The organism is Pedobacter ginsenosidimutans (genome assembly GCF_001442625.1).
Lineage (GTDB): Bacteria > Bacteroidota > Bacteroidia > Sphingobacteriales > Sphingobacteriaceae > Pedobacter > Pedobacter ginsenosidimutans.
This window is the reverse complement of sequence record NZ_LMZQ01000004.1, coordinates 286935-302326: the sequence shown is the minus strand read 5'-3', so window position 1 is coordinate 302326 and position 15392 is coordinate 286935. Positions and strand designations below refer to the sequence as shown.

The window sequence follows — 15392 nt, the reverse complement described above, 5'->3', positions numbered from 1 at the left end:
TCTTTGTTATGTATGAAGATTGAGTGAAGACAGTTCTGTAATAAGCAATTATGACTTTAGTATCTCGATTTTAATATTTTTTACTACAAAATTTTTATACTTTTGGCTTAATGAAGCTACAAAAACTCCTATTTATCCTTTTTTTAAGCGTGTTAACCCTTTCGGCGGTTGCACAAACTGAAAGCCAGCTCAGAAGGAAAAAAGAAGCTATACAACGCGAAATTGAACAGCTCCAAAAGAATTTGAATAAAACTGCCAGTGGTAAAAAGCTTACTATACAGCAGATTAATACCATTAATGCCCAGATAAGGTTGCGCCAGGATAAGATCGGTACAATCAACTCTGAAATAAAAAATCTGGATAACCAAATCTCTCAGAACACAAATACCGTACATACGTTGCAAGGTCAGTTGGGCGATCTTAAAAAAGAGTATGCGGGGATGATCCGTTTTGCACAGCGCAACAGAAATTCATACGATAAAATGATGTTCATTTTTGCGGCGAAGGATTTTAACCAGGCATATAAAAGAATAAAGTATTTACAGCAGTTTAGTCAATACCGTAAAAAACAGGCCGGATACATTGAAAATACACAGCAAGACCTGAACGGCAAGATTAAAGTCCTGGATAAAACACTCAGGGAAAAAAGTGATCTGTTGAAGGAACAGGAAAGAGAACGTGAGCGTTTAAGTAAAGATAAAAGTAAACAATCAGTAGAATTAAACAAACTGAGCAAAGACGAAAAACAGTTTAAACAGGATATTACCAGCCGTAAAAAACAACAAGCTCAGATAGACAGGGCCATTAGTGCTGCAATTCAGCGGGCCATTGAAGAAGCGAGAAGGAAGGCCGCAGAAGAGGCAAGAAGAAAAGCGGCTGAAGAAGCACGGATTGCGGCTGCAAAAGCCAAGGCTGAAAATAGACCTGCGCCTACTGCACCAGCTACACCAACCGCTAAGGCAAAATCAACAGGAGAATTGCTTACTGCAACACCTGAGGCAGCCAGACTATCGGCAGGTTTTGAAAATAACAGAGGAAGGTTACCTTGGCCGGTAGCAAATGGAACAATAACCGAAAGGTTTGGTTTACATAAGATAGACCAGGCAAGTTATACCAATGATGGAGTAGATATCACTACAACTGATGGGGCAACTGTTAGAAGTATATTTGCAGGTAAGGTTGTTATGGTGCAAAATATTATGGGTAGAACTGCCGTAGTAATTAACCACGGTGAGTACTTTACCGTGTACCAAAACTTAAGATCGGTTAGTGTGAGTGTAGGTAATTTGGTTGAAACCAAACAGGCTATTGGGATTGTGGCAAATACTGGTGACGACGCCATTTTAAAATTCCAGATTAGAAGAGGCCAGGGAACTTTAAATCCTGAAGCTTGGATTAGTAAATAAACTTAAGACAAGTTAAAATGTCTATATTTGTATAAATTATATTAGTGATGTATCAAGGCACGTTATTAGAGTTTTTAAACATGGGTGGATCAGAGATCGTACTCATTTTAGTGGTGGTTCTATTGTTGTTCGGAGGTAAAAAATTACCTGAACTTGCAAGAGGACTAGGGAAGGGGATCAGAGAATTCAAAGATGCCTCTGATGGTGTTAAGCGTGAAATCCATAGGAATATCAATGCAATGGATTTAGATAAAGAAGAAGCAGAAGAAACAGCGGTAAACCATAGTCAGCGCCATCATCCAACAGAAGAATCGCCTGTTGATGAAAAGGCAGAGGCAAGTGCATCAAATATTGATCTGGCAAAGCCTACTGACGAAAAAATTATAACTGACAAAGAAAAAGTTTAAACAAAAAGTTATGTTAAATACAACAATAGCAGCAATGCTTGGAACACCAGAAATTATCATTATTGCGGTAGTGGTATTGTTATTATTTGGTGGTAAAAAAATTCCTGAACTAATGAGAGGTTTAGGTAAGGGTGTTAAAGAATTTAAAGATGGTAAAGATGGCGTTGATGGAGAACAGGTAGATCCATCTAACCGTGATAAAACCGTTTAATTGCAATAATTTTTAGTTTTGAAGAAATACAGCTCTCTTAAGGAGATTCAAACACTCATTGCGCAAAAGCAATTAACTTTACCCGATTTATTAGCTTATTATTTTAAGCAAATTGAAAATAATGAACACCTCAACGCATTTAATGAGGTGTTTTTTTTGTCGGCCGAAGTTCAGGCGAAAGCGATACAGCAAAAGATAGAAGAAGGTACAGCAGGTAAGCTTGCAGGGATGGTAATTGGTATTAAAGATAATATCTGTTATAAAGACCATATCGTTACTGCATCGTCAAAAATGCTTGAGGGCTTTGTATCTCCATATTCTTCTACAGTTGTGCAACGATTGTTACAGGAAGATGCCGTTATTATCGGCCGCTTAAACTGTGATGAGTTTGCTATGGGCGGCTCTAATGAAACTTCATACTATGGGGTTGCTAAAAATGCTGCAAATCCCGACCTTGTTCCGGGTGGATCTTCAGGCGGATCAGCTGTAGCGGTCCAGGCCGATATGTGTTTGTCTGCCCTGGGTACCGATACCGGTGGTTCGGTAAGACAGCCGGCTGCATTTTGTGGCCAGATCGGGCTTAAACCTACTTATGGGCGTATTTCAAGGTACGGTGTGATTGCATACGCCTCCTCTTTCGATCAGGTTGGGCCAATTACCTCTTCTGTAGAAGATGCGGCCTTGCTATTACAGGTTTTAGCTGGTGCAGATGATTACGATTCTACTGTTTCTCCTGTTGCAGTGCCCGATTACCCGTCTCATTTAAACGAGCCTAAAAGACAAAAAATAGCGGTATTAAAAGAAACCATTGAGAGTGAAGCTCTCGATCATGAAATCAAATCGGCTATTTTAAAATCAATCGAGCAGCTCAAATCAGATGGACATACTGTTGAGTATGTTTCTTTTGACCTGTTGGATTATCTGGTCCCGGCCTATTATATCTTAACAACGGCCGAAGCCTCTTCAAATCTTTCGCGTTATGATGGCGTTCATTACGGACATCGTAACCTGGAGGCGAAATCGTTAAATGAACTTTATAAATTATCCCGTGCCGAAGGTTTTGGGGAGGAAGTAAAACGCCGCATCCTTTTAGGTACTTTTGTTTTAAGTGCGGGATATTACGACGCTTACTATCAAAAAGCACAGCAGGTTCGCCGATTGATCAGAGAAAAAATGGATGTTTTGTTTCAGGATTATGATTTAATTCTTTCTCCTGTGGCACCAACAGCAGCTTTTAAAATTGGCGATAATGTTCAGGATGCAATTGTGATGTATATGGCCGATATTTTTACCGTATTGCCTTCTTTAAGCGGAAATCCGGCTATTGCTTTGCCACTAGGCAATAATGCAGCAGGATTGCCGTTAAGTATACAGTTTACAGCCAAACATTTTGAGGAAGATAAGCTTCTGGCTTTTTCTCAGGCATTTTTATCATAGTTTTATCGTCATTGCGAGTTACGAAGCAATCTTAATGCAAAAAGCGTTATAAGTTAAGTATAGCAATGGCATTTTATTAACTGTTTTCTAGGCGTTGTCTAGAAGGTTCGCAGATTCTTACTCTTTTCCAAATTATGGAAAGAAAAAGGAATATGTATAAAGGTTTGTGAGGACGCATGCCACGGTTAATGAAAATTTGAACCAATAGCCCATGATTAAAAAATTACTTTTTGCTTCAATTTGTGCTTGTTTAGGATACATTTCTTCCTCTTCCGCGCAACAAACGCTCAAACTGGATAGTCTTCCGAAGATTCACAACAACATTTTTATCAATACCGATACCGTAGCTGTGCCGGTTGTTTCAGAAAACCCATTAACCATGGGCCAGAACTTTATCTATAAACTCAGGCTCGATTCTATCGCAAAAACAGTACCTCTTCCTTACAACGAGTACGTTCAGCAGTATATCGATATTTATGCCAAGCGTAAAGATATGTTCGGGAAAATGATCGGCTTATCGAGCTATTACTTCCCAATTTTTGACAAAGCCTTAAAAGATTATAATATTCCGCAGGAAATAAAATATTTAACGATCGTCGAATCACAGATGAATCCGCATGCCATTTCCAGAGTAGGGGCAACGGGTATCTGGCAGTTTATGTTCGGCACCGGTAAGGCCTATGGCCTAAAGATGGATAACTTTGTGGATGAACGCAAAGATCCTATCCAGGCCAGTTATGCTGCGGCAGCCTATTTTAGAGATGCTTTTGAAGAGCTTGGCGATTGGCTGTTGGCCATTGCCGCTTATAACTGCGGAAAAGGGAATGTTAACCGGGCTATTGATAAAGCTGGATCAAGGGATTTTTGGGTAATCAGACAGTTTTTACCTAAAGAGACCAGAAATTATGTACCGGCATTTATTGCCGCAGTTTATGTAATGAATTATTCTGGCAAACATCAGATTACCGCGCAGGCCTCGAGCATGTTCTTAAAAACCGATACGGTTCAAACTACCCGTTTCGTATCGCTAGCTACGCTTGCAAAAGTGTTAAATATTGATGAAGCGGCGATTATGGCCTTAAATCCATCGTACAAGAAAAAGATTGTAAATGGTACCGATGATGAGCCGAAACGCATTGTGATGCCCAAGTTAAGGGATATCGACTATGCAGGTATTTATGATGTGCTAAACAATCAGGAAGTGGATGTGAACATGAAAGTGATAGCCGCCAGTACCGACGATGCAAGAGATTTAAGAAAGAAAAAAACTAAAAGTATAACTACATCCTCCGTGGTTTATCATAAAGTTACCTCAGGACAGAGCTTAACAACTGTTGCAGATAAATATGGTGTAGAGGTGCAGGATTTAAGGGTTTGGAACGGTTTAAAAAGCAAAACGCTGGTGCCAGGGCAAAGACTAAAGATTTATGCCAAAAACCGGATGCCATTAAAAGCACCATCATCGTTTTTAAGCTACAAGGTTAAAAACGGAGATACCCTGTCTGAAATTGCAGAGAAATTTGACGGTGCAACCGTTCAGAGCATCAGAAGGGATAACCGTTTATCAAAAGCAGGTCTGCAAGTAGGGATGATTTTGAAAATCAGTAAAGGATAACAAGGTAACCCGACAATGGTATTCATTTCTTGATGAATATTTGAAATTCTATCAGCAATGCTTGGTTTAACCCAATTAGTGTAACGGCAGCATAATGTAAAGTCTTATTTAACTTTTTTGAAGGGCTTTTTATTTTATGCCTCATAAAAAGAATTGTACCTTTGCCCCCGTCACTAATAAGTTACGTAATGAGTAAGACCACTAGAAAGCAAGATGCGCTTGATTACCACTCGCAAGGCCGTCCAGGAAAGATACAAGTAGTACCCACAAAACCTACAACATCGCAAAGAGATTTAACTTTAGCGTATTCCCCTGGCGTTGCAGAGCCGTGTTTGAAGATTGCAGAAAATAAGGAAGATGTTTATAAGTATACCGCAAAGGGTAACCTGGTTGCGGTAATCAGTAACGGTACAGCCGTTTTAGGTTTAGGCGATATTGGCCCGGAAGCCGGAAAACCAGTAATGGAAGGAAAAGGTTTACTTTTCAAGATATTTGCTGATATTGATGTATTCGATTTAGAGTTAGACACCAAAAATGTTGATGATTTTGTTAAAATAGTAAAGGCTTTAGAGCCAACATTTGGTGGTGTTAACTTAGAAGATATTAAAGCCCCAGAATGTTTCGAAATTGAGCGTCGCTTAAAGGAAGAAATGAACATCCCGGTAATGCATGATGATCAACATGGTACGGCGATTATTTCAGCTGCGGCATTGTTGAACGCTTGCGAAATCTTCAAGAAAAAAATGGATAAGATCAAAATTGTAGTTAATGGTGCTGGTGCCGCTGCAATTTCTTGTACCAAGCTTTATGTTTCTTTGGGCGCTAAAAAAGAGAACATCGTTATGTGCGACCGTTCTGGCGTGATCCGTAAAGACCGTGAAGTACTTGATGATATTAAAGCTGAATTTGCTACCGATAGAAAAATCAACACTTTGGCAGAAGCCATGAAAGATTCAGATGTATTTATCGGCCTTTCATCAGCAGATTGTGTTACAGCAGAAATGTTGACTTCGATGGCCAAAAACCCTATCGTTTTTGCGATGGCCAACCCTAATCCGGAGATTGCCTACGAACTGGCGATTAAAACCCGTAAAGATATTATTATGGCTACGGGCCGTTCTGATTATCCGAACCAGGTAAACAACGTTTTAGGTTTTCCTTATATTTTCCGTGGTGCGCTTGATGTTCGTGCAACAGGTATTAACGAGCCGATGAAAATCGCTGCCGTTAAAGCCATTGCAGAATTAGCCAAAAAATCAGTTCCAGAGGCTGTAAACTTAGCTTACAATGCCCGTAACCTTAAATTTGGTAAAGAATATATTATCCCAAAACCTGTAGATTTCAGGTTAATTACCGAGGTTTCTATCGCGGTTGCTAAAGCAGCAATTGAAAGTGGAGTAGCCCGTAAAATTATTACCGATTGGGATGCCTATAGTGAAGAACTGAGAAAACGCTTAGGTTTGGATGATGCCATTATGCGTGCCATCACTACCAAAGCTAAAACAGATCCAAAAAGAGTTGTATTTGCTGAAGCCGATAATTACAAGATTTTAAAGGCCGCACAGATCGTTAACGACGAGAATATCGCTATTCCGATCCTTTTAGGAAATAAAGATAAAATACAGGCGATTATTGATGAGCACGGTTTAGAATTAGAAGGTGTTGAGATCATCGATCAGATGCAAAACCCTGATAAAACCAAACAATATGCCGAGGCGCTGTATCAAAAACGTCAGCGTAAAGGGGTTTCTTTAACTGATGCCACCAAATTATTGAGAGACCGTAACTACTATGGTGCATCGATGGTTGAGTTTGGCGAAGCGGATGCGATGATTTCGGGTCTGACCAAAAATTATGGATCTACCATTAAGCCTGCTTTACACGTAATCGGTGTTGATCCGAGTGTAAAACGAGTTGCTGGTATGTACATGATGATGACCAAAAAAGGGCCTGTTTTCTTCGGCGATACCACTGTAAATGTAGATCCAACTGCAGAAGAGCTGGTAGATATTACTTTATTGCTTGATAAATCTGTTAAGCAGTTTAATATTAAGCCCCGTATTGCTTTATTATCGTATTCGAACTTTGGTTCAAATGATGGGATAACACCAAATAAAGTAAGAGAAACGGTTAACCTCCTGCATAAAAATCACCCGGAGGTAATTGTGGATGGAGAGATGCAAGGAAACTTTGCCATCAACAACGAACTGCTGAAAGATAATTTTCCATTTAGTACCCTGGCCGATGCTCCGGCGAACACTTTAGTGTTCCCAAATCTGGAGTCTGGAAACATTGCATACAAATTGTTACAAGAGTTAGGCGGCGCCGAAGCGGTTGGTCCGATCTTGTTAGGACTGAATAAACCTGTTCATATTGTTCAATTAGGTAGTTCTGTACGCGAAATCGTCAATATGGTTACCATTGCTGTTGTAGATGTGCAAGCAAAAGAAGAAATTGCAACATCGAAACGAAAAGGTATATTTGGAAAAACAACTAAAAAGTAGAATTACATGTACGCCTATATTGATGGTAAATTGACATTCAAAAACCCGGCATATGTTGTGGTTGAAGCCGGAGGTATAGGCTATCATATAAACATTTCTTTAAATACATACAGCGCTTTAGCTGATGCAGAAAGGTGTAAACTATACACCTGGCTGCATGTAAAAGAAGATGCACATACATTATACGGCTTCGCCGATGAAGGCGAACGCCGTTTATTTTTACACTTAATATCGGTATCGGGAATCGGACCAAATACTGGTAGAATGATTTTATCATCCATCACACCGGTTGAAATCCAGACCGCAATTGTTAAAGCAGATTTGCCTCTAATTCAAAGAATTAAGGGCTTAGGCGCTAAAACTGCACAACGCCTGGTTTTAGAGTTACAGGACAAACTAAAAAAAGAAGGGGCAGATTCATTAATTTCTATGCCTCAACACAATACTGTTAAAGATGAAGCGTTATCAGCATTAGTAATGCTCGGATTCGCCAAACAAACCGCCGAAAAAACTATTGACCAGATTTTAAAAGTGACAGAGGGAACACTTTCGGTAGAGCAACTAATTAAACAAGCTTTAAAAACTTTATAGATCTACTGCCTTTGAAGAGAATATCTACATTTCTGTTTCTCATCCCTCTTTTCTTAATTGCTTCTCAAAACGCCTTCTCTCAAGTTGTTCCAAGCAAAGCGGATACTATTACCCCAAAAAATAATTTTAGTTTACGCGAGAAAGAGCATTTAGGACTTAGTCCGGCCGTTAATCCGTTTTATCCGGCACCTAGCAATTTAAAACGTGTTGTAGAATACGATGCCAAGAATAAACGTTATGTGGTAAAGGAATTAATTGGCGAAAAATTTGTTTTAAACACACAATACTTAACCATTGATGAATACCAGCGATTGGTTAACAGTGAGATAAAACGCGGTAACTGGCGTAGCATTTCAAATGCAGAGGTAAGTGATTACAGAAGCACAGGCATTATTCCGCAGATCCAGGTAAACAGCAAAGCTTTCGAAAAATTATTTGGTGGAACAACCATTGATATTCAACCCCGTGGAGAGGCAGAACTCACCTTTTTAGGCCGGGTAAATAAGAATGAAAACCCACTTTTTAACGAAAGACAAAGGGTACAGACCAATTTCGATTTTAACCAAAGAATCCAGATGGATCTGGTTGGTAATATCGGAACCAAACTAAAAATCAAAAGCAATTACAATACCGAGGCCCAATTTGATTTTGAAAATCAGATTAAGCTCGATTATACAGGCGGGCCTGATGATATTATCCAAAAAATTGAAGCGGGTAATGTAAGCTTGCCTTTAAATACCTCTTTAATTACCGGAACCCAGGCACTCTTTGGCATTAAAACACAATTAAAATTCGGGCGTTTAAACGTAACAAGTGTTTACACTCAACAAAAATCTCAATCACGGGAAATTAAAATTACCAATGGGGCGCAACAAAATACCACCACGGTAAATATTGATAGCTACGAGGCCAACAAACACTATTTTTTATCACAATATTTTAGGAATAACTACAATAAAAACCTCGCTAACGCACCTATTATCACCTCTCCGATCCAGATTACCAAAATTGAGGTATGGATTACCAATAAGGCAGGTAATACCACTGATTCCAGAGATGTATTGGGTTTGATGGATTTGGGTGAAAATGTTCCTTTTAACAATAATTTAATTACCGGAGGAACTTCTGGTTTGCCGGCAGGAACTACCGCTACGGGTTTCCCGCAACAGTCAAACAACCTGATCTCGCAGTTAAATGCTTATCAGGGCGGTGCTATAAGACAGACAAATTCCAACGCCGTCCTTTCTTTCTTCCAGACAACGCCGGCTAACAGCAGCAATACAGATAACTTTGCCAAATTGGTTTATGCCAGAAAGTTAACCGAGCGTGAGTTTACCTTTCAGCCGCAACTGGGTTATTTATCGCTGAACAACCCGCTAAATGCCGATGAGGTTTTAGCTGTTGCCTACCGCTATACCTATAACGGTGTAGAGTATCAGGTTGGTGAGTTTTCTACCGATGTTTCTTTTGATGCGGCAAATCCAAAAGTGCTTTATGCCAAATTGTTAAAGAACGAAACCACCAAGATCCAACTGCCAACATGGGATCTGATGATGAAAAATATTTACTCTATCGGAGGGTACCAGATCAGCAGCCAGAATTTTAAACTTGATATTTACCGTATCGATAACGAAACCGGTGTGGATAACCCGGTAATGACTGAAGGACAAAATACTGCAAATAAGCAGTGGATTGCCTTAACCGAATTTGATCGTTTGAACCAGCAAAATGAACGCAGGCCCGATGGAGTTTTTGATTTTGTAGCCGCAAATAATGCTTTTGGTTCTTATTCTACTGCAAGCAATGCCAATCAAGCCAGTATGTTCGGTGTAGGCAGCAATGGGCAAACTTCGTTAGTTACCAATACCAATTCGGGTTATATCACCATCGATCCGGCAAATGGAAGGATTATTTTTCCTGTGATTGAGCCATTTGGTAAAGATTTAGCGTCGAAGTTTTTACCAAGTGAGCAGGCTTTGATCAATAAATATACTTTTACTGCGCTTTACGATTCAACACAAACCATTGCTAAGCAGTTGTTTCAAAACCAGAACAGGTACACCATTAAGGTAAATTATCAATCTGATATTTCTTCTGAATTTAGCTTAAATGCCATTAACGTTCCGGAAGGATCGGTAAAGGTTTTTGCAGGAACGATGCCATTAACTGAAGGGATAGATTTTACTGTCGATTATCAGGGCGGTCGGGTGAGCATCATCAACCAGGCACTTTTGGTATCTGGTCAACCCATTAGGATCACTACTGAAAACAGTGAAACCTTTGGTCTGCAGCAACGATCACTTTTTGGAACCCGTTTAGATTACCGTGTAAACAATAAACTAAACCTTGGCGGTACCATCATGAACCTGACCGAGAAACCTTTAACCCAAAAGGTAAACATCGGCGAAGAGCCTATTTCAAATACCATTTGGGGAGCAGATATTAACTACAGCTCGCCATCAAGATTTTTAACAAAACTGGTTGATAAACTTCCGTTCATTTCAACCAAAGCACCTTCGAGTGTAACGTTTTATGGGGAATTTGCGCAATTGATTCCTGGACATCCAAGGGCATTGAATTTTGCCGGCAGTAAAAACGGAGTAAGTTACCTGGATGATTTCGAAGCATCCAGATCGGTAATCGATTTAAAGAGTGCCATTGCCTGGCAGCTGTCGGGTACGCCACAGCTTTTCTCAGAGTTTGATAAATCCAACGATCTATCTTATGGTTATAATCGGGCAAGAATTGCATTTTATAACATCGACCCAACTTTTTATAATTCGGCGGCATCTACCACTCCAGCCAATATCAGAGGCAACCGGGGAGAACTTTCCAATCACTATGTGAGAGAGGTAATTGAGCAGGAGGTTTTTCCGTTTAAAGAAACGGCAACCGGGCAGGCCTTAAACATTACCACTTTCGATGTGGCCTATTACCCAACCGTTAGAGGGCCTTATAATTTCCGTACTACCGACTTTAGGCCAGATGGAACATTATTGCAACCTAAAAATAATTGGGGAGGTTTCCAACGAAAAATCGAAACCAACGATTTTGAAGCCTTAAATGTGGGCTTTATTGAGTTTTGGGTAATGGATCCATTCATCTATAAGCCGAATTCTACCGGTGGCGACATGTATTTTAACTTGGGAAATATCTCAGAAGATATTCTTAAGGATGGCCGGAAATCGTTAGAAAATGGTCTTCCAGCCACAAACGACCCAAGCAAATACGAAGAAACCGCTTGGGGCCGTGTACCCAAATTGCAACCCGTTGTACAGGCTTTCGATAACAATGCCAGTTCGCGTAGAGCACAGGATGTAGGTTTGGATGGATTATCAGATGCTGATGAAAAAGTAAAATTTGCAGCGGCAATTACACAGATTAAATCGCAGTTAAATGCCACCGCTTCTGCCGCGCTCGATGCCGATCCATCATCAGATAATTATACTTATTTCAGGGGGCCGGCATTAGATCAGATCAATGCGGGTATTCTTAAACGCTACGAAAAATATAACGGTACTGAAGGGAACTCTAAAACTTCGCAACAATCGCAAGAAGAATTAGGACTTGAAAACTCTGCATCTACTTCTTTGCCCGATGGGGAAGACATCAACCGCGATAATAACATGACGCAAAGTGATGAGTATTTTCAGTATAAAGTTTCGATCCGTCCGGGAGATTTAAATGTTGGTCAGAACTTTATTACCGATAAGGTTACCTCGCAGGTAAAATTGGCCAATGGAAATACCCAGGCCGTTTCATGGTATCAATTCAGAATCCCAATAGGTCAGTACCAGGAGAAAGTAGGCGGGATCCAGGATTTTAAATCGATCCGTTTCTTCAGGATGTTTATGACCAATTTCGCTGATACTGCTGTGATGCGTTTTGCAAAGTTGCAGTTAATCCGTGGGGAGTGGAGAGAGTATAATGCTTCCAATCAAGCTGCACAGGTAATTGTAGACCCATCGTTGCCTGCACTTACCCCTGATAATTCTACTATTGAAGTTTCGACAGTAAACATTGAAGAAAATGGAAAACGTTCACCGATTCCATATGTTACACCTCCGGGCATTCTTCGCGAGCGCGACTATAGCAACTATCGTGGCGATACACGTTTAAATGAGCAATCGCTATCGGTTATTGTAAAATCGTTAAGAGATGGCTATGGTAGAGCTGCATTTAAAACAGCCTACAGCGATTTCAGATCTTACAAACATTTGGAAATGTTTATTCATGCCGAGGCTGTTAATAATCAAATATTAAATGACAATGATGTTGCCGCATTCTTAAGAATCGGAACCGATAACCAGGATAACTATTATGAATATGTAATTCCGTTAAAGGTAACCAATCCAGGTACAAGCGATCCTGATGCCATTTGGCCAGAAGCCAATAGAATGGATATTGATTTAACACTTTTCCAAAATGCCAAGCTCGCCCGTAACGTAGCTAAACAAGCCAACGGACAACCATGGCCTACAAATGTTCCATTTACCTATACCGATGGAACAAGAACCATTATAGTTAAAGGGCAGCCTGATATGAGTAAGGTTAGGGTGTATATGGTGGGGATTAAAAATCCGCTGCGTGCCGCCAGTGACCAACGCAACGATGATGGCCTTGATAAAAATGCGCTGGTTTGGTTTAACGAATTGAGGTTAACTGAATTTGACGAAAAAGGCGGTTGGGCAGCTACCGGAAGATTGAACTTAAAATTGGCTGATTTTGCAGATGTAAATATTTCTGGGAGTAAATCTACCATCGGGTTCGGATCTATCGATTCGAAAGTAAGTGAACGGAACCGTGCGGATAATGTATTGCTTGATGTTTCTTCTGCCATGGAATTAGGTAAGTTCCTGCCGCAAAAATCGGGTGTAAAAATCCCAATGTTTGTAAGCTACTCTAAACAGGTTTCTACTCCACAGTACAATCCTCGCACTCCGGATATCGAGCTGAAAAATGCATTAAACCAATCAACGAAAGAACAAAAAGATTCGATTTTAAACTTCGCACAGGATTATACCGTTAGAAGAGGCATCAACTTTACCAACGTTAGAAAAGAACGGACCAATAACAGTAAACCTGTCCGCCTTTGGGATATTGAAAATTTTGCTGCTAGTTACGCTTATACTCAATACAATCATCGAGATTTTATTAATCAGAGCAGTATTCAGAATACCTATAGGGCATCGTTACAGTACAGTTATTCTAGAGAAGCCAAAACAATAGCACCGTTTGAAAAGATCATTAAATCGAACATGCTGGCTTTACTGAAGGATTTTAACTTCAGCATTTTTCCAAGCGCCATTAATTTCAGGATTGATGTAGACCGTTTATATTCAGAAAATACCTTACGGAATAACGATCCGAATAATACTATCGGGGTTTACCAGAGTGGCTACGGTACCACCTTCAACAAAAATTTTACCATGAGCAGGATTTATGGTATCGCCTGGAACCTTACCCGTTCGTTACAGTTAGATTTTAATGCCACAAATTATTCGATCATTGATGAACCGGATGGAAGACTTGACGGTTTAAAACGCGATACTGTTTGGCAAAACTTAAAACGTTTAGGGCGTACAACCGATTATAACCATAATTTAAACGTTACCTATAACCTGCCAATTGATAAAATACCAGGACTAAACTGGATTACTGTAAAAACCCGTTATGGTACCAACTTTAACTGGCAAACTGAGCCGCTTTCTACTTTACGTGATCCGAATATTAATTTGGGTAATACGGTACAGAACAGCAGAACGGTACAGGTAAACCCAACCTTAAACCTAACTACTTTATACAACAAGTTTGGTTTTATCAGAAAGGCAGGCAACGATCAGGAAGCAAGTGGTGCTAAGACATTTTTTATTAATCTATTAACGAGTGTAAAAAACGTTAATGCCAGCTTTGTACAAACCAAAGGTATTTTCTTGCCGGGCTATCTGCCAACCACCAAGTATTTTGGTATCGATAATGCAACTGGGGCACCAGGTTTGGGTTTTGCTTTCGGAAGTCAGCGCGATATTCGCGATATGGCATTAAACAATGGATGGCTAACTACCGATACCTTACAGAACCAGTTATATGTAAACACGCTCAGAGAAGATTTTCAGCTTACCGGGCAGGTAGAGCCGTTTAAAGATTTACGGATTACGCTAAAGGCCAATAAGGCGCAAACAAGAAACTTTTCTACCAATTTCAGGTATGTAGCCAGCGTATCATCATTCGAAAACTTAAGTGCCATTACCACGGGCGATTATAGCGTATCGTATATTGCTCTGGGTACGGCTTTCAAAGAAAATAACTCAACGGTAATTTCGGGTCTGTTTAACCAGTTTATGGCCAATCGGATCATTATTTCTCGAAGATTGGGTGCTCAGAATCCGAATTCAGGGGGCGTAAACGGCAGTTATGCCGATGGTTATGGTAAAGAAAGTCAGGATGTAATTATTTCTGCTTTTATGGCAGCTTATTCGGGCAAAGATGCCGGGAAAACGAAAATGAATGCCTTCCCTAAAATTCCACTTCCAAACTGGAGTTTAACCTATAGCGGTTTAACACGTATTCCTTTTATCGCCGATAAGTTTTCGTCTGTCGATATCAGACACGGCTACCGCTCTGCCTATAATATTAATGGCTTTAACTCATTATTGCGCTATCAGGAAACCAATGGTGCGGTTAGCAGCAGAGATGTGAATAATAACTTTTTACCGGAATACCAGTTTGCTCAGGTAACCATTTCCGAATATTTTTCTCCCTTGGTTGGCGTTGATACCAGGTTTAAAAATAACCTGACCGCTTCTTTCGAATTAAACCGTTCACGTTTATTGGGATTAAGTTTATCAAATAGCCAATTGGCACAGCTATCAGAAAACAATATGGTTTTAGGATTGGGCTACCGTACCAATAAATTCCGTTTCCCATTTGGATGGTTTAAAAGCCTGAAAATGGATAACAACATGGATTTCAAATTGGATGTAGCTATCCGCGACAATAAAACCGTTATTTATCGGGCTGATGTAACCGAAGCCGAAGTTTCTTCAGGAGCAAAGAACATTACATTAAGGCCAAGTGTAGATTATGTGTTGAATCAGAAATTTAATATCAAATTGTTTTATGATTCGAATATTACAAAGCCATATACTTCACAAACCTTTAATACTTCTTTCAGTAATTTCGGATTTAGTTTAAGGTTTACGCTGAATTAATAAATAAGTG

Annotated in this window: 8 protein-coding genes; all 8 read left to right on the top strand. The window is 39.9% G+C overall.

Annotation, left to right across the window (positions count from 1 at the left end; translation table 11 throughout):
* Nucleotides 1–110 precede the first annotated feature (110 nt).
* The 8 genes from ASU31_RS08345 to sov all read left to right on the top strand — a co-directional run bounded on the left by ASU31_RS08345 (nt 111) and on the right by sov (nt 15382).
* Nucleotides 111–1406: a murein hydrolase activator EnvC family protein gene (locus ASU31_RS08345; protein WP_057931892.1), complete on the top strand. Its 1296-nt coding sequence runs from the start codon at nt 111–113 to the stop codon at nt 1404–1406.
* A gap of 47 nt (nt 1407–1453) precedes the next feature.
* The gene (locus ASU31_RS08340) at nt 1454–1813 is read left to right on the top strand and encodes a Sec-independent protein translocase subunit TatA/TatB (protein ID WP_057931891.1); all 360 of its coding nucleotides are present in this window, start codon (nt 1454–1456) and stop codon (nt 1811–1813) included.
* 10 nt (nt 1814–1823) lie between these two features.
* Nucleotides 1824–2024 (top strand): Sec-independent protein translocase subunit TatA/TatB, encoded by a 201-nt coding sequence (locus tag ASU31_RS08335; RefSeq protein ID WP_029287719.1) that lies wholly within the window; start codon nt 1824–1826, stop codon nt 2022–2024.
* A gap of 18 nt (nt 2025–2042) precedes the next feature.
* Nucleotides 2043–3461 (top strand): Asp-tRNA(Asn)/Glu-tRNA(Gln) amidotransferase subunit GatA, encoded by a 1419-nt coding sequence (gene gatA / locus ASU31_RS08330; RefSeq protein ID WP_057931890.1) that lies wholly within the window; start codon nt 2043–2045, stop codon nt 3459–3461.
* A 211-nt stretch (nt 3462–3672) separates the two neighbouring features.
* A complete protein-coding gene (locus tag ASU31_RS08325; protein ID WP_057931889.1) occupies nt 3673–5076 on the top strand; it encodes a lytic transglycosylase domain-containing protein in 1404 nt (467 codons plus the stop codon).
* A 188-nt stretch (nt 5077–5264) separates the two neighbouring features.
* Nucleotides 5265–7580 (top strand): NADP-dependent malic enzyme, encoded by a 2316-nt coding sequence (locus ASU31_RS08320; protein ID WP_057931888.1) that lies wholly within the window; start codon nt 5265–5267, stop codon nt 7578–7580.
* A gap of 6 nt (nt 7581–7586) precedes the next feature.
* Complete coding sequence (gene ruvA / locus ASU31_RS08315) at nt 7587–8171, top strand: Holliday junction branch migration protein RuvA (RefSeq protein WP_057931887.1); 585 nt, start codon at nt 7587–7589, stop codon at nt 8169–8171.
* Nucleotides 8172–8182: 11 nt separating this feature from the next.
* On the top strand, nt 8183–15382 hold the full coding sequence (gene sov, locus ASU31_RS08310) for a T9SS outer membrane translocon Sov/SprA (protein WP_057931886.1): 7200 nt from the start codon (nt 8183–8185) through the stop codon (nt 15380–15382).
* The last annotated feature ends 10 nt before the right edge of the window (nt 15383–15392 follow it).